Genomic DNA, 18650 nt, shown 5'->3' on the forward strand with positions numbered 1-18650 from the left:
CGTTCGACTTGCATGTGTTAAGCACGCCGCCAGCGTTCGTCCTGAGCCAGGATCAAACTCTCCGTAAAAAAATTACGACCCCCAACCCCGAAGAGAAGGGGAGTCAAGTTTGACCTCTAGCAAATAAGACATCTCTCCGACCCGAAAGCCGGAAGCTGACATCAATTTCCAAAGGAATCCCAACCCGATCCGAAGATCAAGGCCGGGGTATAAAATTGGCATTGAACATAGTGCACGCTGTTGAGTTCTCAAGAATCGGACACATTCCGCCTCCACACCAGAACGGTGCTTCACAACGAAAGTGATCGAAGAATTTGTTGCTTGCGTCATACGCGTCTTCTCGGTAGACTAGGAGAAGTTTCTTTCTCCCTGTCGCCGTGGCAACTTGTATAACTTAGCACATCCGCAGGCCGTGTCAAATCCGGCTTCTTCGCGATGCCGTCACGCTCATAGGCGCTCCGACGTTGCTCGGTTCAGGACCTGAGTCCTGCGCCGGGCGGCGAAGTTGCTGGATCCGAGGAATCCTGCGAAGGCTTTACATCCGTGCGGCAGACCTGCTCCGAAAAGCTGTCTTGCCGAGTGGATGGTCCCGATTGAGGCCGGGACGTAGGAGCTGCTGCTCTTTCCGTTTCCCTGCGGCCTTTGTGGCGACTCGGAATAAGTTACGCAGCGATCGCGGTGCTGTCAAACGACGGGCCGAAATCGCACATCCCGGGCGTGTCGGGATCGGGGGTCCTCCCCGTCGGCGCCCGGTTCCGCGGGCGGATCCGGGGTCCGAGCCGGCTGCATCGGACCGAGGCGGGCACCCGCGCGCGGGATCCGACTCCGCCGAGTGGAAGGACCCTTCCTGGAAACGACGAGGAGCGCGCGGCCCGGATCGCTCCGGTACCGCGCGCTCCTCGAGGGGATGCCGGGACTACGCCCCGATGCCGACCGCCTCGGGGGAGACGTCCGCACCGGGAGCCGAGGGCTCGAGCGCCTCGGCGACGCGCTGCGAGAGCGACGAGTCGACGTTCGCCCAGTACTGGAGCACGCGCTGCCGCAGCTCCGGACGGGTGACCTTCGACACGTGGCCGGCGATGTTCGCGACCAGGCGGGCGCGCGCGTCGTCGTCGAGGACCTCGCGGTAGAGCGTCCCCGCCTGACCGAAGTCGTCGTCCTCCGGGTGGAGGGTCGCCGCGGCGCGCGTCAGCTCGCCGTCAGTCTCCCATCCGGCCGACTCCGCCGCCCGGGCGGGATCGGCGTGGGCGCCGCCCATCGTGTTCGGCGCGTAGACGGGCACCTCGGACTTCTGGAAGTCGAACCGCATGGGGCCGTCCTTCGAGTACGAGTGCACCGGCGACTTCGGCGCGTTCACCGGCAGCTGCGCGTGGTTGGTCCCCACGCGGTAGCGGTGCGCGTCGGCGTAGCTGAAGATGCGCGCGAGGAGCATCTTGTCGGGGCTGGCCGCGATCCCGGGCACGAAGTTCGAGGGGGCGAACGCCGCCTGCTCGATCTGCGCGAAGTAGTTCTCGGGGTTCCGGTCGAGCGTCATGGTGCCGACCTCGATCAGCGGGTAGTCGGCGTGGGGCCAGACCTTGGTGAGGTCGAACGGGTTGAACCGGTAGCTCTTCGCGTCCTCGTACGGCATGACCTGCACGGACAGCGTCCACGAGGGGAAGTCGCCGCGGTCGATGGCGGAGGACAGGTCGCGGATGTGGAAGTCCGCGTCCTCACCGGCGATCTGGTCGGCCTGCTCCTGGCTCAGGATCTCGACGCCCTGATCGGTCTTGAAGTGGTACTTGACCCAGAAGCGCTCGCCGGCGGCGTTGATCCACTGGTAGGTGTGCGAGCCGAAGCCGTCCATGTGCCGCCACGAGGAGGGGAGGCCGCGGTCGCCCATGAGCCACGTGACCTGGTGGGCCGACTCGGGCGAGAGGGTCCAGAAGTCCCACTGCATGTCGTGGTCGCGCAGGTGGCTGCCGGGCAGGCGCTTCTGCGAGCGGATGAAGTCGGGGAACTTGATGCCGTCGCGGATGAAGAAGACGGGGGTGTTGTTGCCGACGAGGTCGTAGTTGCCCTCGCTCGTGTAGAACTTCAGCGCGAAGCCGCGGGGGTCGCGCCAGGTGTCGGGCGAGCCCTGCTCGCCGGCGACAGTGGAGAACCGCGCGAGCATCTCGGTCTCGACTCCGGGCTGGAAGAGCGCGGCACGCGTGTAGGCGCTGACGTCGGCGGTGGTGGTGAAGCGTCCGAAGGCTCCGCCGCCCTTGGCGTGGACGACCCGCTCCGGGATGCGCTCGCGGTTGAACTGGGCCAGCTTCTCGACGAGGTAGTGGTCGTGGAGCGCGAGGGGTCCGTCGGCTCCGACGCTCAGCGAGTGGTCGTCACTCGCGACCGGTGCTCCGGAGTTCGTGGTGGTGAATCGTTCCTCGGTCATGTTCCTCCTGTCGGCGAGGGGCACGGAGCCCGCCGCTGCGGTGTAGCGGATGTCGGTCAGTGGGCCAGGGCCAGGCAGTCGGGGCAGGTGCCCCAGAACGTGACGTCGGCGGTGTCCACGGCGAAGCCGCTCGCGGTCTGCGGATGCAGGCACGGCGCCTCCCCGACGACGCAGTCGACGTCGGCCACGGCCCCGCAGCGCCGGCACACCACGTGGTGGTGGTTGTCGCCGACCCGCAGCTCGAACCGGCGGGGGTGGCCCTCCGGCTCGATGCGGCGGACGATCCCGGCGTCGGTGAACGCCGAGAGCACTCCGTAGACGGCCTGCGCCGAGGCCTCGGGGAGGCCCTCGCGCACTCGGGCCAGGACCGCGTCGACCCCGGAGTGCGGGTGCTCCTCGAGAGCGAGGAGCACCGCGCGCCGGGTGGCGGTGACCTTGAGCCCGGAGGCTCGGAGCCGCTCGTCCACTGTCGTCATGCCGAGGACACTACCCGAGTTGTCTTGAGCGGATCAAAACAACGGGCGGCGTGGCGCGCTCGTCCGGGTGAACGGCCGGGAACGCTCCGGCGGCCACGCGGAGGCTCCGATCAGGCGACCGGACCCTCGACCAGCACGACCTGGGCGGAGCGGGCGGCGCCCGCGGAGTCGGTCCACGAGATCGTCACCGACTCCCCGGGCTCGCGCTGCGCGAGCGAGGCGGACAGCTGGTCGGCCGAGGCGACGGCGACCCCGTCGACCGCGGTGACGACGTCCCCCGCCTCGAGGCCCGCCTGCGCGGCCGGCCCGCCCTCGACGACTCCGCCGATCACGGCGCCGGACGCGGTGGTCGCGAGCGCGCGCGAAGTCGGCGACGCGGTGCCGGAGGAGAGGGAGACGCCGAGGAAGGCCGGGTAGCCGATCTCGACGGTGGCCGTGTCGGCGCCCGCCTCGATGGTGGCGACGATGTCCAGGGCCTTCGAGATCGGGATCGCGAAGCCGGTGATGTCGGCCGTCCCGCTGGAGGCGGCGGTGTCCATCCCCACGACGCGGCCGGCGGAGTCGACGAGCGGGCCGCCAGAGTCGCCGGAGACGATGTCGGCGTCGGTCTGGATCAGCCCGGTCAGCGTCTCGGCGGAGATCCCCGACTCGGAGCGGGTGGTGATCTGCTGATCGAGACCCGTGACCGTGCCGGTGGCGGCGACCAGGTCGCCCGTCCCTCCCGCGTTGCCGACGGCGGTCACGGTGTCGCCCACAGCGACCCCGTCCGTGTCGAGCGAGGCGGGGGTGAGGCCGGAGGCGTCCTCCAGCTGCAGGACGGCGACGTCGTTCGTCGCGTCGGTGCCGACGACGCGGGCGGTGTAGCTGCGGCCCGTCGACTCCACCGTGACCGAGATCGCGGTGGCGCCCTCGACGACGTGGTTGTTGGTGAGGATCATGCCGTCGGAGGTGAGGATCATGCCGGTGCCGGCCGAGCGGGCGCCCTGGTAGGTGAGCTCGGAGGTGATCGTGACGACGCCGGCGGTCTGCGCGGTGCTCGCGGCCACGGCGTCGGTCGCGCCGGTGGCCGGCTCGGAGGCGGAGGAGCTGCCCTGCATCGAGCCGTACGGGGAGGAGCCGCCCTGCGTCGATCCGCCCTGCGTCGATCCGCCCCAGGAGGGGACGATCACGTACCCGCCGCCGAAGGATCCGCGCGAGCCGCCGGGGTAGGCGATCGTGGCGGCGCCGACCGAGGCCGAGGAGGCCGCCTCGGTGCGGCCGGCGGTGGCGACTCCGCCTGCTGTCACTCCGATCAGCACGGCGAGGCCGAGGCCGCCGGCGATCAGCGCCCGACGACGACGACGGCGGTCGTCCGCGCGCAGCGCGCGCACCTCGTCGGCGCCCGTCGCCTCGGTGGTGGCGGGCTGGTCGGTGAGCTCTCGCTCGTCGGATTCGTGTCGCTCGTTCATGGTGTCGTCCTCGTGCCGGGGCCGCCCCTGACGGCGACCGGTTCCCATTCCACGCCCGGCCTCCCCGCGCCGCCTGGACGCTGCTTATGCGGTTCCTATGACCGCTCGACTCCTCAAATAGTTGTAGCTTCAACCAAAAGCGGGTAGCGTCTCCGCCGTGACCACCTCCTCCCCCGACCTGCTCGCTCCCGACACCGCGATGGGCGCGGTGACCCTCCGCGTCGCCGACCTCGACGGGATGATCGCCTACTACCGCGACGCCGTGACGCTCGAGCTGCTCTCGCACGACGGACCGGTCGCGGTGCTCGGCCGCGGCGGATTGCCGGCCGTGATCCTCCAGCACGCGCCCGAGCTGGTGCACGCCTCGCCGCGCAGCGCCGGCCTCTTCCACACGGCGATCCTCTTCGAATCGGAGGCGGCGCTCGCCGCGGCCGTGTACAGCGTCGCGAGCCGGCACCCCGGCTCGTTCACCGGCAGCTCCGACCACCTGGTCAGCAAGGCCTTCTACTTCGACGACCCCGAGCACAACGGCGTCGAGCTCTACTGGGACCGCGACCGCACGCAGTGGTCGTGGACGCACGGGCGGATCGAGATGAGCACGCTCTTCCTCGACCCGAACGCGTTCCTGCAGGAGCACCTCACCGAGGAGTCGATCGCGCAGCCGCGCCTCGGCGGCGCCTCCGTCGGCCACGTGCACCTGAGCGTGGGCGACGTCGCCACCGCGAAGGAGTTCTACGTCGACCGGCTCGGCTTCGAGACGACGATCGCGTACGGCGGGCAGGCGCTCTTCGTCTCGGCGGGCGGCTACCACCACCACATGGCGATGAACACCTGGAACTCGGCGGGCGCCGGACGCCGGCAGCAGGCCCTCGGCCTCGGACAGGTGGAGATCGTGGTGCCCGGCGCCGACGATCTCGGCGCGCTCGGCGAGCGGCTGGCCCGCTCCGGAGTCGCCACCCGCGACGACGGCCGCACCCTCGCCTTCGAGGACCCCTGGGCGAACGCGATCCGCGTCACGACCTCCTGAGCGCCGCCGATCGCGGGGACCCCCGCGGGTACGATGGTCGCGCGGAAGACCGCACTCCCCCGAGACTCCGGAGAACACGGTGCCCACGATCGTCGTTGAAGTCATGCCCAAGGCCGAGCTGCTCGACCCGCAGGGGAAGGCCGTCGCCGGCGCGCTCGCGCGACTGGGCCACTCCGCCCTCCACGGCGTGCGGGTGGGCAAGCGCTTCGAGATCACCGTCGACGAGGTGACCGACGAGGTGCGCGCCTCGGTGCAGCGCATCGCCGACGAGATGCTCTCGAACTCGGTGATCGAGGACGTCGTCGGGATCCACTACCCGGCGGAGGCCGCCCGATGAGGATCGGCGTCATCACCTTCCCCGGCTCGCTCGACGACCGCGACGCCCAGCGCGCCGTCCGGTTCGCGGGTGCGGAGCCGGTCGCGCTGTGGCACGGCGACCACGACCTCGACGGCGTCGACGCGATCGTCCTGCCGGGGGGCTTCTCCTACGGCGACTACCTGCGCTGCGGCGCCATCGCCTCCCACTCCCCGATCATGCGCGAGGTCGTCGACGCGGCGAACGCCGGGACCCCGGTCCTCGGCATCTGCAACGGCTTCCAGATGCTCACCGAGGCGCACCTGCTGCCCGGCGGCCTGATCGCGAACGACATCGGATCCTTCGTCTGCCGCGACCAGCGCCTGATGGTCGCGAGCACCGAGACCGCCTGGACGAACGGCTTCGAGCCCGGCCAGGAGATCACGATCCCGCTGAAGAACGGCGAGGGCGGCTACATCGCCTCGGCCGACACGCTGCTCGAGCTCGAGGCGGAGGGACGCGTCGTCGTCCGCTACCTCGGCCACAACCCGAACGGCTCCATGAACGACATCGCCGGCATCAGCAACCGCCGCGGCAACGTGGTGGGGCTCATGCCGCACCCGGAGCACGCCGTCGAGGAGGGCTTCGGGCCCGACACGGCCGCCGCGATGCGCTCGGGCGTCGACGGGCTGACCTTCTTCACGTCGGCGCTGAAGTCGCTGCTCGCCTCCGCCTGACGCATCCGATCCGGCCGGCTCCGCCCGCCCGCGACGCACGAGACCCCCGGTTCCCGCCGGGGGTCTCGTGCGTGATGGGCGATGTTCGCGGCGCCGCTCAGGGCCCGGTCAGGACCTCGGGCTCGGGGGTCATCGAGATGGTGGGGATCGAGGCGGTGATCACGGTGCCGTCGGAACGGCGGGTGCCCTCGATGTCGGACGTGGTCGGCGCTCCGTGCAGGCGGCGGCCCTGGTGCGTGAGCGGGACGCGCACGGGGCTGCCGGCGGCGACGTGCACGCGCTCGTCGCGGACGGTGATCGCGGCGGAGTCGCCGGTCTCGACCGTCAGCAGGACCTCGGTCTGCGTCACCTCGACGCGCACGCGCGTGCCGTGGAGGGTGATGCGGAAGGCGAGGCGGTCCCAGTCGTCGGGCAGGCGCGGATCGAGCGTGATCCGGCCGCCGTGGTCGCGCATCCCGCCGAAGCCGTAGACGAGGGCGCTCCAGACGCCGCCCGTCGAGGCGACGTGGATGCCGTCCGCGGTGTTGCGGTGCAGGTCGGCGAGGTCGACGAACAGCGCGGACAGGAAGTAGTGGCGGGCCAGGTCGCTGTAGCCGACCTCGGCGGCGATGATCGACTGCACGACGGCCGAGAGGGTCGAGTCGCCGGTGGTCAGCGCGTCGTAGTACTCGAAGTCGGCGCGCTTCTGCTCGGCGGTGAACTCGTTGCCCTGCAGCAGCAGCGCGAGCACGACGTCGGCCTGCTTGAGCACCTGGAAGCGGTAGATCACCAGCGGGTGGAAGTGCAGCAGCAGCGGGCGCTTGCTCGCGGGGGTGTTCTCGAGGTCCCACAGCTCCTTCTCGAGGAAGGCCGCGTCCTGCGGGTGGATGCCCGCCCGCGCGTCGAAGGGGATGTGCATCTTCTCGGCGGCGCGCGCCCACTCGAGCACCTCGCCCTCGTCGAGAGCGAGGCGGTCGGCCATCCGCTCGTACGCGGCGGGCTCGACGGCCTTCAGCAGCTCGACGGCGCGGGCGGCCGAGCGGAGGTTCGCCCGGGCCATGACGTTCGTGTACAGGTTGTCGTTGACGACGGTCGTGTACTCGTCCGGCCCCGTCACTCCGTGGATGTGGAAGTGGTCGTCGCCGTTGCTGCGCCAGAAGCCCAGATCGGCCCACATCCGCGCGGTCTCGACGAGGATGTCGATCGCTCCGCGGGCGAGGAAGTCGTCGTCGCCCGTGGCACCCACGTACTGCATGAGCGCGTAGGAGATGTCGGCGTCGATGTGGTACTGAGCGGTGCCGGCGGCGTAGTACGCCGACGACTCCTGCCCGTTGATGGTGCGCCAGGGGAAGAGCGCGCCGCGCTGGTTGAGCTCGGAGGCGCGCGCCCGGGCGGCCTCGAGCATGTTCTGCCGGAAGCGCAGGGCGTTCCGGGCGACGAGGGGCGCCGTGTAGCTGAGGAACGGGAGGACGTAGACCTCGGTGTCCCAGAAGTAGTGGCCGCCGTAGCCGGAGCCCGAGACGCCCTTGGCCGCGACTCCGCCGCCGTCGGTGCGGGCGGTGGACTGGGCGAGCTGGAAGAGGTTCCAGCGGGTGGCCTGCTGGATCGCGGGCTGGCCGTCCAGCTGCACGTCGGAGCGGGTCCAGAAGTCGTCCAGCCACTCGCGCTGCTTGACGAACTGCTCCTCGACCGGCGTCTCGCGGGCGCGGTCGAGCGTGCGGTCGCAGCGGTCGGCGAGCTCGCGCACGGGCACGCCGCGGGAGGTGTGGTAGGTCAGCGTCTTGACCAGGCGGACCGGCCGGCCGGCCTTGGCCTTCACGCGGTAGACGTGCTTGGCGAGGTCATCGTCGATCTGGGAGGTCTGGTCCCACTCGTTCTCGGTCTCGAGCTGGTGCTCGGCGCCGCAGGCGACGGTCATCTGGGAGTTGGTGGTCCGGTAGCCGAGGAGGTAGCGGGTGCCGCTGACGCGCTTGAGGCGCGGCTGGAGCACGCGGTCCTCGAACGACTCCGCCTTGCGCGGGTCGAAGCCGGCCCCCTCGCTGCCGGAGGGGGCGTGGTACTCGTCGACGCCGTCCTGGCGGTTGAGGATCTGGCTCGAGATCAGCACGGACGCGTCGTGGTCGAGCATCTCGACCTCGTAGTCGAGGATCGCGAGGTGCCGGTCGGTGAACGAGACCAGGCGGCGCGAGCGGATCAGGACGCGCTTGCCGGAGGGAGTGCGCCACTCCAGCTCGCGGGTGAGCACGCCGTTCGCGAAGTCGAGGCGGCGCGAGTAGGCGAGGACGTCGGCCTCGCTCAGCACGAAGGGCTCGTCGTCGACGTAGAGGCGGATGATCTTGGCGTCCGGCACGTTGACGATGGTCTGGCCGACGCGGGCGAAGCCGAACGCCTCCTCCGCGTGGCGGATGGGCCAGGTCTCGTGGAACCCGTTGATGAAGGTGCCGTAGGCGTAGCCGTCGCGCCCCTCCTCCACGTTGCCGCGGAGGCCGAGGTAGCCGTTGCCGGTGGCGAAGAGCGTCTCGGTGCGGCCCTGCAGCTCGGAGGCGAACTCGGTCTCGACGAGGGCCCACTCGTCGATCGGGAAGCGGTTCCGGTCGAGCGGGTCGGAGGTGATGGGGTTCATGCGGCGTCCTCGGGGGCGGGAGCGGTGGGGAGGAAGGGGAGCAGCTCGGCCAGGTCGTCCACGACCAGGTCGGCGCCGTGCTCGAGCAGGGTGTCGGCCCCGACTCCGCGGTCGACGCCGACGACGAGGCCGAAGCCGCCCGCGCAGCCTGCCGCGACTCCGGAGTGCGCGTCCTCGAGGACGGCGCACTCGGCGGCCGGGAGGCCGAGGAGCTCGGCCGCGTAGAGGTAGGTGTCGGGCGCGGGCTTGCCGGCGATCGAGCGCTCGGCGGCGAGGAGCCCGTCCACGACGACCTCGAAGCGGTCGCGGAGGCCGGCCGCCTCGAGCACCGGCACGCCGTTGCGGGAGGAGGTGACGACGGCGACCTGCACGCCCGCGGCGATCGCGGCGTCGACGAAGCGGAGCGAGCCCGGGTAGGGAGCGACGCCGGTCTCGGCGAGGGTGCGGTTGAAGGCGTCGTTCTTGCGGTTGCCGAGCCCGCAGACGGTCTCGAGCGACGGGTCGTCCTCGGGCGCGCCCTCGGGGAGGGTGATGCCGCGCGAGGCGAGGAGCGCCCGGACGCCGTCGTACCGCGGGCGTCCGTCGATGTACCGGAAGTAGTCGGCGTCGGTGTAGCCCTCGGCGATCCCGCGCGAGGAGAGGTACTCCGTGAACAGCCGCGACCAGGCCTGCATGTGGACGTCGGCGGTCGGCGTGAGCACGCCGTCGAGGTCGAACAGGAGCGCGCGGACGCCGCGGAGGGCGGAGGCGTCGGGGCGCGTCGGGGATGCAGTCACGGCGGGGAGGACCTCTGATCGGGGGCAGGCGTTCGGCGGTTCCGCCGATGACGGTCGTCCGCCGCGGACTGCAGGTATCGTATACGCCCCCCGGCCGCCGTGTGGAACCGTTTACACGTCCGTCATCTGCGCGCCGCCGGGGGCGTCGATCCGCTCGGGGGCGAGGCGGTGCCGCCCGAGGGGGAGCATCAGCGGAGTGCCCGAGGTCGGGTCGGTGATGATGCGGCTGTCGAGGCCGAACACGGCGAGCACCGTCTCCTCGGTGAGCACCGCGGCCGGGGTGCCGGAGGCGTGCACCGCGCCGTGCGCGATGGCCACGAGGTGGTCGGCGTAGCGGGCGGCCATGTTGAGGTCGTGCAGCACCATCACCACCGTCGTCCCGCGGGTGCGGTTGAGGTCGACGAGCAGGTCGAGCACCTCGATCTGGTGACTGACGTCGAGGAAGGTGGTCGGCTCGTCCAGCAGCAGCACGTCGGTCTCCTGCGCGAGGGCCATCGCGATCCAGACGCGCTGGCGCTGCCCGCCGCTGAGCTCGTCGACGGAACGGTCGGCCAGGGCGGCGGTGTCGGTCGCGTCGAGCGCGGTCGCGACGGCCTCGTCGTCGTGGGCGCTCCAACGGCTCAGCATCCCCTGGTGCGGATGGCGGCCGCGGCCGACGAGATCCGCGACGGTGATGCCCTCCGGGGCGATCGGCGACTGCGGGAGGAGGCCGAGCGTGCGGGCGAGCTGCTTCGCCGGCGTCCGGTGCACGGCCCTGCCGTCGAGCAGCACGGCGCCGGAGCGAGGCGCGAGCAGGCGCGACATCGAGCGCAGGAGCGTCGACTTGCCGCAGGCGTTCGCTCCGACGATCGCGGTGATGCGGCCGGGCGGGACGACGAGGTCGAGGCCGTCGACGACCGTCCGGTCGCCGTAGCCGAGGGTGACCCCCTCGGCCGTCAGGGTGTGCGCGGTGGTCACAATGAGCCTCCCGCTCTGTTGCTGCGGACGATGAGGTAGACGAGGTACGGCGCCCCGAGGACGCCGGTGACCACTCCGACCGGATAGCGCAGGCCCAGCCCGAACTGCCCGACGAAGTCGGCGACGAGCACGAGCAGCGCGCCGACGAGGGCCGAGGGGATGAGGAGCGACGCGCCGGGCCCGATCAGGCGGGCGGCGATCGGGCCGGAGAGGAAGGCCACGAACGCGATCGGGCCGGCGGCGGCCGTCGCGAAGGCGATCAGCCCGACCGCGGCGACGATCACGACGAGGCGGGTGGCGTTCACGCGGATGCCGAGCGCGGAGGCGGTGTCGTCGCCGAGCTGCGTGGCGGAGAGGTCGCGCGAGCGCGAGAGCAGGACGGGGGTGAGGACGACGACCGCGGCGAGGACCGGCACGACCTCGCTCCAGCTCGCGCCGTTGAGGCTCCCGGTGAGCCAGCGGGACGCCTCCTGCAGGTCCCACGCCGCGGCCTGCGAGAGCACGTAGGCGGTGAGGGAGTCGAGCATCGCGGCGACCCCGATGCCGATCAGGATCAGCCGGGTGCCGGCGACTCCGCTGCGGTAGGACAGGGCGTAGACGAGCAGGGCGACCACGAGTCCCGCGACGATCGCGAGGGCCGAGACCTGCGCGGCCCCGAGCGAGAGCGTCACGATGGCGAAGGCCGCGGCGGCGCTCGCCCCGGCGCTGATCCCGATGATGTCGGGGCTGGCGAGCGGGTTGCGGAGCATGGTCTGGAAGCTCACTCCGCCGAGCCCGAAGCACAGGCCCACCAGGAGGGCGAGGACGGCGCGCGGGAGGCGGAGGCGCCCGACGGTGAAGCTCGCCCCGGGGACCTGCTCGCCGAGGATCACGCGCAGCACCTCTTCGGGCGAGTAGACGGTCTGGCCGACCAGCAGGGAGACGGCGAGGACGGCCGCGATCAGGACAGCGAGGACGGCGACGACGATCCGGCGGCGGGCCCCGCGGCGGCGGCGGCCGGCCGCGACGGCGCGGGCGGTGGCGGAGGGCGCCTCGAGCAGCGCGGTCACAGCTCGCGCACCTTCTGGCGGCGGACGATCGCGATGAACACCGGGGCGCCGACCAGCGCGGTGACGATGCCGACGTCGATCTCGCTCGGGCGTGCGACGACGCGGCCGACGATGTCCGCCGCGATCAGGAGCACGGCGCCGGTCACCGCCGAGAACGGCAGCAGCCAGCGGTGGTCGACGCCGACGAGGAGGCGGCAGGCGTGCGGGACGACCAGGCCGACGAAGCCGATGGGCCCCGTGACCGCGGTCGTCGCTCCGCAGAGCACGACCGCGCCCAGGGCGGCCCCGCCGCGCGCGAGGGCGACCCGCTCCCCCAGGCCCGCCGCGAGCTCGTCGCCGAGCGCGAGGGTGTTGAGGCTCTTGGCCGAGAGCACGCAGAGGACGAGGCCGGCCAGGAGGAAGGGGAGCACCTGCGCGATGCTCGCGGACGTGGCGCCGCCCACTCCGCCGATCTGCCAGGAGCGGATGCCGCCCGCGATGTCGGCGCGCGGCAGGACGATCGCGCTGATCACCGAGACCAGCGCGGCCGAGGTGGCGGCCCCGGCCAGGGCGAGCTTGAGCGGAGTCGCGCCGCCGCGCCCGAGCGACCCGACCGTGTAGACGAAGACCGCGGCGACCGCGGCCCCGCCGATCGCGACCCAGACGTAGGCGGCGGAGCTCGTCAGCCCGAAGAAGACGATGCCCGTCACGACCGCGAGCGAGGCTCCGGTGTTCACCCCGAGGATGCCGGGGTCGGCCAGCGGATTGCGGGTCACCCCCTGCATCAGCACGCCGGCGACGCCGAGGGCCGCGCCCGCGATCACGGCGAGCACGGTGCGCGGGATGCGCTTGGCGACCGCGGCCTGCGCGAACCCGTCCGTGGACCCGCCGAACGCGGCGACGACGTCGCTCCACGCCACCTCCCGCGACCCCACCAGCACCGACACCACGGCGGCGGCGAGCAGCACGGCCACGGCCGCGAGCAGCCAGAGGGCGCGCAGCCGCCTCGGGCGGCGCACGGCGGCGACGCCCGAGGCGGCGGGAGGAGCGGCGAGGGTCACGCGGGTCGGGTCCCGGCTCAGGCGGCCGGAGTGCTCTGCGCGGCCTTGGCGGCGGCCTCGTCGAGCAGGTCCAGGTAGTCGTCGAGGACCCACGAGATCGAGAGCGGCGTCGGGTTGGCGGCGGTGCCGAGCGGGGTGGAGGGCAGGCGCACGATGGCGTCGTCGGCGACCGCGGGGATCTGCGAGAGCAGCGGGTCGGCCTTGAGGGTGCTCACGAGCTCGTCGTCGCCGTAGGTGACGATCACGTCGACGTCGCTGAAGGCGTCGGCCTGCTCGGCGCTCTGCGTGAGCGAGAACTTGTCGGTCGCGGCGGAGGCGGTGGCGATGCTGCCCGGGGTGGCCATGCCGAGGTCCTCGAAGAACGCGGGGCGGGTGTCGTGCGAGGTGTAGAAGCTGACCTGGCTGAGGTCGGTCGGGTCGACGTGGGTGAGGAACATCGCCGAGGTGCCGGCCAGCTGCGGGTGCGCGGCGACCTTCTCCTCGATCTCGCCCTCGAGCTCGGTGATCAGGGCGGCGCCCTCGTCGGCCCTGCCCATCGCCTCGCTGTTCAGCGTGATCATGTCGCGCCAGGAGGTGCCCCAGGCGGTCTCGGGGTAGGCGACGACGGGGGCGATCTCGCTCAGGGTGTCGTAGTCCTCCTGCGTGAGGCCGGAGTAGGCGGCGAGGATGACGTCCGGGTCGGTGTCCGAGACGGCCTCGAAGTCGATGCCGTCGGTCTCATCGAAGAGGACGGGGGTCTCGGCGCCGAGCTCGTCGAGCTTCTCGCTCACCCAGGGGAGGAGCCCGTCGCCGTCGTCGTCGCCGAAGTTGGCGGCGGCCATGCCCACGGGGACCACTCCAAGCGCGAGCGGGACCTCGTGGTTGGCCCAGTTGACGGTCGCCACGCGCTCGGGCGCCGACTCGATGGTGGTGGTGCCGAGAGCGTGCTCGATCGTGATCGGCGTGAAGCCGCTGTCGGCGGCGGCGTCGTCTCCGGCGGCCGAGCCGCTGCAGCCGGCGAGGCCGATCGTCAGCGCGGTGGCGGCGAGCAGGGCGAGGGGCGTGGTGGCGCGGGGCATGGGTCCCTTTCGAGAGGCTGTGCGGGAGGCGGCGCAGGGTCCGAGTGGACCGGCACTAAGGACAGCCTAACCAAAGAATGTGTGTGCTCTCAGCCCCGATTCCTCGCCTCCCAAGGTCGGAGGCGCCCCGAGGTGCCGCTCGCGGAGCCCGGAGACGGCCCTGCCACGGCCGCGGACGTCAGGCCGTCGCGAGCCTCTCGACGGTGCGCAGGTTCCGGGTCGTGGTGCTCGAGCGGTAGGCGGAGCGGGCGAGGATCCGCGCGACCGGAGTGTCCGTCGAGGAGCCGCGCGGGCAGCGCCAGTAGAGGACACCGGCACCCCGGGCGACGAGCTCGACCGCCGGATCCGGCTCGCCGATCGCGGCCTGCGCGGCGTCGAGCGCCTCCTCGTCCGAGCCGAAGACGACGTACGGATGCGCCTCCTCGTCGATCCGCGGGAACGGGTAGGCGGCGAGCACCGCGGCGAGCGCCTCCTGCGTCACGAGCACGATCCAGGCGTCGTAGCCGAACCGCTCGGCGAGCGCCGCCTCGAGCGCGGGCTTCAGCTCGGCGGCCGGGCGGTCGGAGTCGAATGCCGCGTTGCCGCTCGCGAGGACCGTCCGCACCCGGTCCACGCCGTTCCCGGCGACCGTCTCGGCGAGCTCGGCGCTGCGGACGGTGCGGCCGTTGACGTTCACTCCGCGGAGGAGGGCGAGGAACCGGGTCATGCGGCCGACGGTAGCGTGACGGCATGGCGCGCGGAAGCGGACGACGACGACCCCGGCGGACCCTCGAGGAGGAGATCCTGCGGGCGAGCGGGCGCGGACCCGGGGCGAGGACGCGGGCGGAGACCGTCCCTCCCTCCGGACGCCGGCTGGTGGCGCCGCCCGCCTCGGGCACCCTTCTCCACGTCGACGTGGACGCGCTGGTGGCGCTCGCCGCGCGGGAGGACCTGCTGATCGCGCTGGAGCGGCGGATCGGCGAGCACGCGGTGGCCGCGACTCCGGTGCTCTCGTGGTGGTCGGCGACTCCGTCGGTCCCGGGCGAGGAGGAGGAGCGCCGGCTCGACGCGCTCGTGCTGCGGACGGTGGAGCTCGGGGCGGGGCCGGCCGAGGACGTGGACTCGCGGCTGCGGGAGCTGGCGCACGAGGGCGGTCTGGACGAGCTGGGCGCCGCGCTGGCGCTGCTCGCCCGGATCCCGGATCCGCCGGCGGCGTTCCAGGATCCGGACGGGTTCCTGCGCGTGACGGTCCCGGAGTCGCCGTTCGAGCGGCGGCTCGAGGTCCTCGCGGAGGCGCAGGGCCGGGCGGGCGAGCTGCTGGTGCTGCTGCGCGACTGCGCGTTCACCGCGACCCTGCCGCGGCGGCGCTCGGCGATCGCGGCGATGAGCGGGCGGATCCGGGCGGCCGCGGACTCGGGGCGCCTCGACTCCCGGCGGCTGGACGAGCTCGCGGAGGCGGTGGACGCGGCGCTCGAGAAGCGGTGGACCGTGCTCTGATCCGCCTACCCGAGTGACGCCGGGCGCACGCGTCTGGCTCGTGAGATTCTGCACTTCCCGGGAGCCGAAGTGCATGCTGCGAGTCGGAGGTGCGGCTACCCGCAGACTCAATCGACGAGAAGGGCAAACCCAGATTCAGGCCCTCCCGATGGCCACCCCGGACGGGGCCCTGCGGGCACAGCGATTCTCGGCTGAGAGAACCGATTGGGCGAAGCCAGACACACGCGGTCTCCCCCGCGCTTGTTCGACCCGCCGCTCCCGATACTGCCAGTCAAGCGGGCACTGCGGCGCGACTGGGGCGACCTTTCCCCAACGCGACCCACCGTTGAGGCCACCAAGCGGGTCGACGTGATGCACAGACGGCGCCGCGTCGAAGATCTGGCAATCGGGAAGGATGCGGCACTACAGAAGCAATAGACTTCGGTTTGCCTTCCGACACCATCGAAGCGCGCCGCGAGAATGCGAATAAGACGTGACGCTGTCGAGAGCTGCAGCGATCAGCAACGCCGCTTTTGGCCTCGCCACCTCACGCTCGCCCAATCTGCTAACAATGAACATGCTATTCGAAACAATGGCCCGAGCCCAAGCGCTTGGCGACAGGATCTCGTACCGACCACGCTGGACGCACCGCAACCAAGCCCTTCGCATTAGTCCGCCACTATATCCTCGCATTCAAAGCACGTTCACCATGACCGACTAATGCTTTCGCTTCCTTAGTCGCTTCGATGACCGACGAGCTGATGGTGGCACCGGAACCGTGAAGGGAGGTTGCAAATACCTCGCAGCTCGTCGGTCCATCTCTTCGCTTGCCTGGTAGGGATCACTGTTGTAATAAGTCCAGAGAATTGAACCGTCTCGATCGATCAGCACACCGATGCTCCGATCCGCCCCGACCTGATGCTTCTTGAGATCGAGATACTCTTTCGCATGCCGCGTGCATTCGGGCATCGTACGACTCAACGGTTTTGTGATAACCGCCGCAACCACTAGACCCCACGACTCGGGCGCAACGACTGCAGCGGAGTGACGCTGATCATCCCTCGCGGTTTGCTTCGCAACTTTCGCCGCTGCCGCCGCCAATTCCTTTTGAGCCTCGGAGGAAAGATTCAATAAATCAGCAGAGGACGAAAGCCACCCGTTTTTCTTTTGACTCTCAATATAGTCCGTGAGTTCTTGGATGAACGAATTTGTAGCGCGCGCCGGCTTCGCGACCTCGACGGAGCTAGAACCCTCGGAGAAGTACATCCAGGCGTCGAGCTCGTCGGTATAAGTATGGATGCGCCGCACCGCAGGCTCCCTCGCATAAGCCGCTTTAGCCGCAGCGCGAGCCGGGCCAAGCGAAGGGTAATTGTTCGCGATTCGCTCCGGATTGGGCGGAAAGTAAAGGCCGCCGTCGACGAAATACATCAGCAGATCTAACTCTTCGGGTGCTTCAAACCGAGTCGCCGATTCCGCATCAGTTCGACGTCGAAGGTAGAGTAAGAACTCAGCTGGTCGATTCAGGATGAGCGCTACAACGTGCAGATCGTGCAGGGAAACAATCCACGGATAATTTCCAGAGACAATCTTGGCCCGTACCAGATGGTCGAGTGCCACGCCTACCGAACCGACATCATCGAGGCATACAGCGACTGACAGTACCTCCCGGACTTGCCCGGTATCCAGCCAAGAACCGTCGACAAGCCAGAGCCCGCCGTTGGTAATCAACAGATCGCGAAGGCGATTAGCTTGACTGGTCGCGTCCCCAATTGTCTTGTCTAGATCACGTGTTAATTTCAGAACATTCCCACTTCGTGCGGGCTCCGAAATGCTTCCGGCTTTGACTTCAACGCATACCGCAACGTCTCCGACGAGAAAGAGCGCATCTGCCTCTGTCCTTTTTGACGATTTCGACAGCGATTTCACCGCTGCTCCCGATCCCAAGTCGGATGGTACCTGATTAGCGCCAGGCGCAAAATACTCGAGACTTGTAGCGGTTGCGCTGACTTGAAGCAAGCGCTCTAAGAGAGATATAGCCATCCGTTCTGCCGCTTTTCCCCGCTGGCGTTCGTAACGGTTCCAACTCTTCGACGCCTTAAGCGACTCCTCCACCGAAAAGCGAAAGTAATCGTTTCCGATGCCATGACCCAAAGAAATATAACGCTCGTTGCTATCGCGAAGAAGTGATGCTCTGGGGAAGGCGCCGCTGCCAGCGAGGACATCTTTCGCGGCGCTCACCGGATCCGCAGGCTCGAATGGTTCGCTGAATCTTGTCAGTATTGCTTTGATAGCGTCGCGTGGCAAGCCAGTTTCTTTCTCAAGCTCGTCGACGCCGAACGACGCTCTCTGCCCGGGGAAAATGCATAGATCGTCAAAGAACTGCAACTCGGGCGAACCAGGCGACGGCGACGGGCCGTCCCCCAGAATTGTAAAGTCGGCCTGCGCGGCAATCCTCGCAAGACCCGCGGCATACCGTGCCTGCTGAGCCGCTCGCACTTCCCGATATTGCTCGAAAGAAAACCCTAGCTGTGCCTGAAGGATTACTTGAATACTAGGGCTAGAAAATATCGCTCCGTCAATCTCGTCTCCGATATCGGCGTATCTCCGACCGCGAATCACAACATTGGTATTCTTAAAGATGGCAGCGAATTCCGACAAGGGGCCGTACGGAAGTGAACTTGCTACATTCAGGTCTGCAAAATGGGATAAACTGAAACACTCCCGTGCCAATTCGGCGACTTCTTGTGCGCTTGGCGGGAAGGGCTCCGTCGATTGATACCTATCCCCTCGCCTGCGACCGGATGCGGCGAGAATGGCCGCCACCAAATCGAGGACCGCAGGCAGACCATCCGCCTCGCTCTCTTTGAAGTGGTCAAGATTCCAAGGACGCTCATTCTGCCGCATAACTTCAATCACGTCGAAAGCGTCGTGGCCCCTGATCAGCGCAGAAATTTGGTTTACATTGTCCTGTATAATCTGCTCGTATCGCGAAACGTATTCGTCGAACGATTCATTCATCCGCAATCCGCGTAAAGTTCCTGACATCAGCGAGAACAGACTTTGAAGAGACGTACTGTCAGCGACGACTACTTCACGATACGGTCGCGTTGACTTACTTGGTGCTTTACGCTTCACCACACTCATCCTCCGTAATTCACTTTTTCTGACGAGACGGTACCAGAGCGTTCCTCGAATTCTATCGCGGAGGCCTCAATGCAACAGAAAAAATTCAGGGCCGGAGGAACTTCAGAATCGGTTTCGCCAAGCACTGCATGCGCGGAGGCCGGGCAGTCGACGGAGCGAGGAGACGGCCG

General features: G+C 69.3%; 15 protein-coding genes and 1 rRNA gene. 4 read left to right on the forward strand and 12 right to left on the reverse strand.

Annotation, left to right across the window (positions count from 1 at the left end; translation table 11 throughout):
* The 4 genes from C5C71_RS03625 to C5C71_RS03640 form a co-directional block, all read right to left on the reverse strand.
* A 16S ribosomal RNA gene (locus C5C71_RS03625) occupies positions 1-68 on the reverse strand; the annotation flags it as partial.
* Positions 69-916: 848 nt separating this feature from the next.
* Positions 917-2416: a catalase gene (locus C5C71_RS03630; RefSeq protein ID WP_104269005.1), complete on the reverse strand. Its 1500-nt coding sequence runs from the start codon at positions 2414-2416 to the stop codon at positions 917-919.
* A gap of 56 nt (positions 2417-2472) precedes the next feature.
* A complete protein-coding gene (locus C5C71_RS03635; protein WP_104222735.1) occupies positions 2473-2892 on the reverse strand; it encodes a Fur family transcriptional regulator in 420 nt (139 codons plus the stop codon).
* Positions 2893-3002: 110 nt separating this feature from the next.
* On the reverse strand, positions 3003-4340 hold the full coding sequence (locus C5C71_RS03640; protein ID WP_258068634.1) for a S1C family serine protease: 1338 nt from the start codon (positions 4338-4340) through the stop codon (positions 3003-3005).
* 199 nt (positions 4341-4539) lie between these two features.
* Here C5C71_RS03640 and C5C71_RS03645 point away from each other — a divergent pair, with 199 nt between their 5' ends.
* From C5C71_RS03645 to purQ, 3 genes are all read left to right on the forward strand, one after another.
* A complete protein-coding gene (locus tag C5C71_RS03645; RefSeq protein ID WP_104234288.1) occupies positions 4540-5367 on the forward strand; it encodes a VOC family protein in 828 nt (275 codons plus the stop codon).
* A 79-nt stretch (positions 5368-5446) separates the two neighbouring features.
* Positions 5447-5704: a phosphoribosylformylglycinamidine synthase subunit PurS gene (gene purS, locus C5C71_RS03650; RefSeq protein ID WP_104222736.1), complete on the forward strand. Its 258-nt coding sequence runs from the start codon at positions 5447-5449 to the stop codon at positions 5702-5704.
* Positions 5701-6399: a phosphoribosylformylglycinamidine synthase subunit PurQ gene (gene purQ / locus C5C71_RS03655; RefSeq protein WP_104222737.1), complete on the forward strand. Its 699-nt coding sequence runs from the start codon at positions 5701-5703 to the stop codon at positions 6397-6399. The genes purS and purQ overlap by 4 nt, the downstream gene beginning before the upstream one ends.
* Positions 6400-6496: 97 nt before the next feature.
* Here the strand turns inward: purQ and C5C71_RS03660 are convergent, their stop codons facing one another.
* The 7 genes from C5C71_RS03660 to C5C71_RS03690 all read right to left on the reverse strand — a co-directional run bounded on the left by C5C71_RS03660 (position 6497) and on the right by C5C71_RS03690 (position 14587).
* Positions 6497-9001, reverse strand: a complete 2505-nt coding sequence (locus C5C71_RS03660) for a glycoside hydrolase family 65 protein (protein WP_104222738.1) — start codon at positions 8999-9001, stop codon at positions 6497-6499.
* Entirely contained in the window at positions 8998-9777 is a 780-nt protein-coding gene (locus tag C5C71_RS03665) for an HAD family phosphatase (protein ID WP_104337158.1), read from the reverse strand. Before C5C71_RS03665 ends, C5C71_RS03660 begins: the two co-directional genes overlap by 4 nt.
* Before the next feature lie 111 nt (positions 9778-9888).
* Complete coding sequence (locus C5C71_RS03670; protein WP_104222740.1) at positions 9889-10734, reverse strand: ABC transporter ATP-binding protein; 846 nt, start codon at positions 10732-10734, stop codon at positions 9889-9891.
* Complete coding sequence (locus C5C71_RS03675) at positions 10731-11783, reverse strand: iron ABC transporter permease (RefSeq protein WP_258068635.1); 1053 nt, start codon at positions 11781-11783, stop codon at positions 10731-10733. Before C5C71_RS03675 ends, C5C71_RS03670 begins: the two co-directional genes overlap by 4 nt.
* Positions 11780-12823 (reverse strand): iron ABC transporter permease, encoded by a 1044-nt coding sequence (locus C5C71_RS03680; RefSeq protein WP_104337159.1) that lies wholly within the window; start codon positions 12821-12823, stop codon positions 11780-11782. The genes C5C71_RS03675 and C5C71_RS03680 overlap by 4 nt, the downstream gene beginning before the upstream one ends.
* A gap of 17 nt (positions 12824-12840) precedes the next feature.
* Positions 12841-13881, reverse strand: a complete 1041-nt coding sequence (locus C5C71_RS03685; RefSeq protein ID WP_104222743.1) for an iron-siderophore ABC transporter substrate-binding protein — start codon at positions 13879-13881, stop codon at positions 12841-12843.
* A 178-nt stretch (positions 13882-14059) separates the two neighbouring features.
* Positions 14060-14587, reverse strand: coding sequence for a DUF1697 domain-containing protein (locus tag C5C71_RS03690; RefSeq protein ID WP_104337160.1), 528 nt, complete (start codon positions 14585-14587; stop codon positions 14060-14062).
* Positions 14588-14610: 23 nt separating this feature from the next.
* Here C5C71_RS03690 and C5C71_RS03695 point away from each other — a divergent pair, with 23 nt between their 5' ends.
* Entirely contained in the window at positions 14611-15357 is a 747-nt protein-coding gene (locus C5C71_RS03695) for a DUF2254 family protein (RefSeq protein WP_104337161.1), read from the forward strand.
* Between the two features lie 696 nt (positions 15358-16053).
* On the opposite strand, the gene C5C71_RS17225 is transcribed toward C5C71_RS03695, so the two are convergent.
* Positions 16054-18471: a hypothetical protein gene (locus C5C71_RS17225; protein WP_146084418.1), complete on the reverse strand. Its 2418-nt coding sequence runs from the start codon at positions 18469-18471 to the stop codon at positions 16054-16056.
* Positions 18472-18650: the final 179 nt, after the last annotated feature.

It is taken from the genome of Rathayibacter sp. AY1C1 (assembly GCF_002932105.1).
Taxonomy (GTDB): domain Bacteria; phylum Actinomycetota; class Actinomycetes; order Actinomycetales; family Microbacteriaceae; genus Rathayibacter.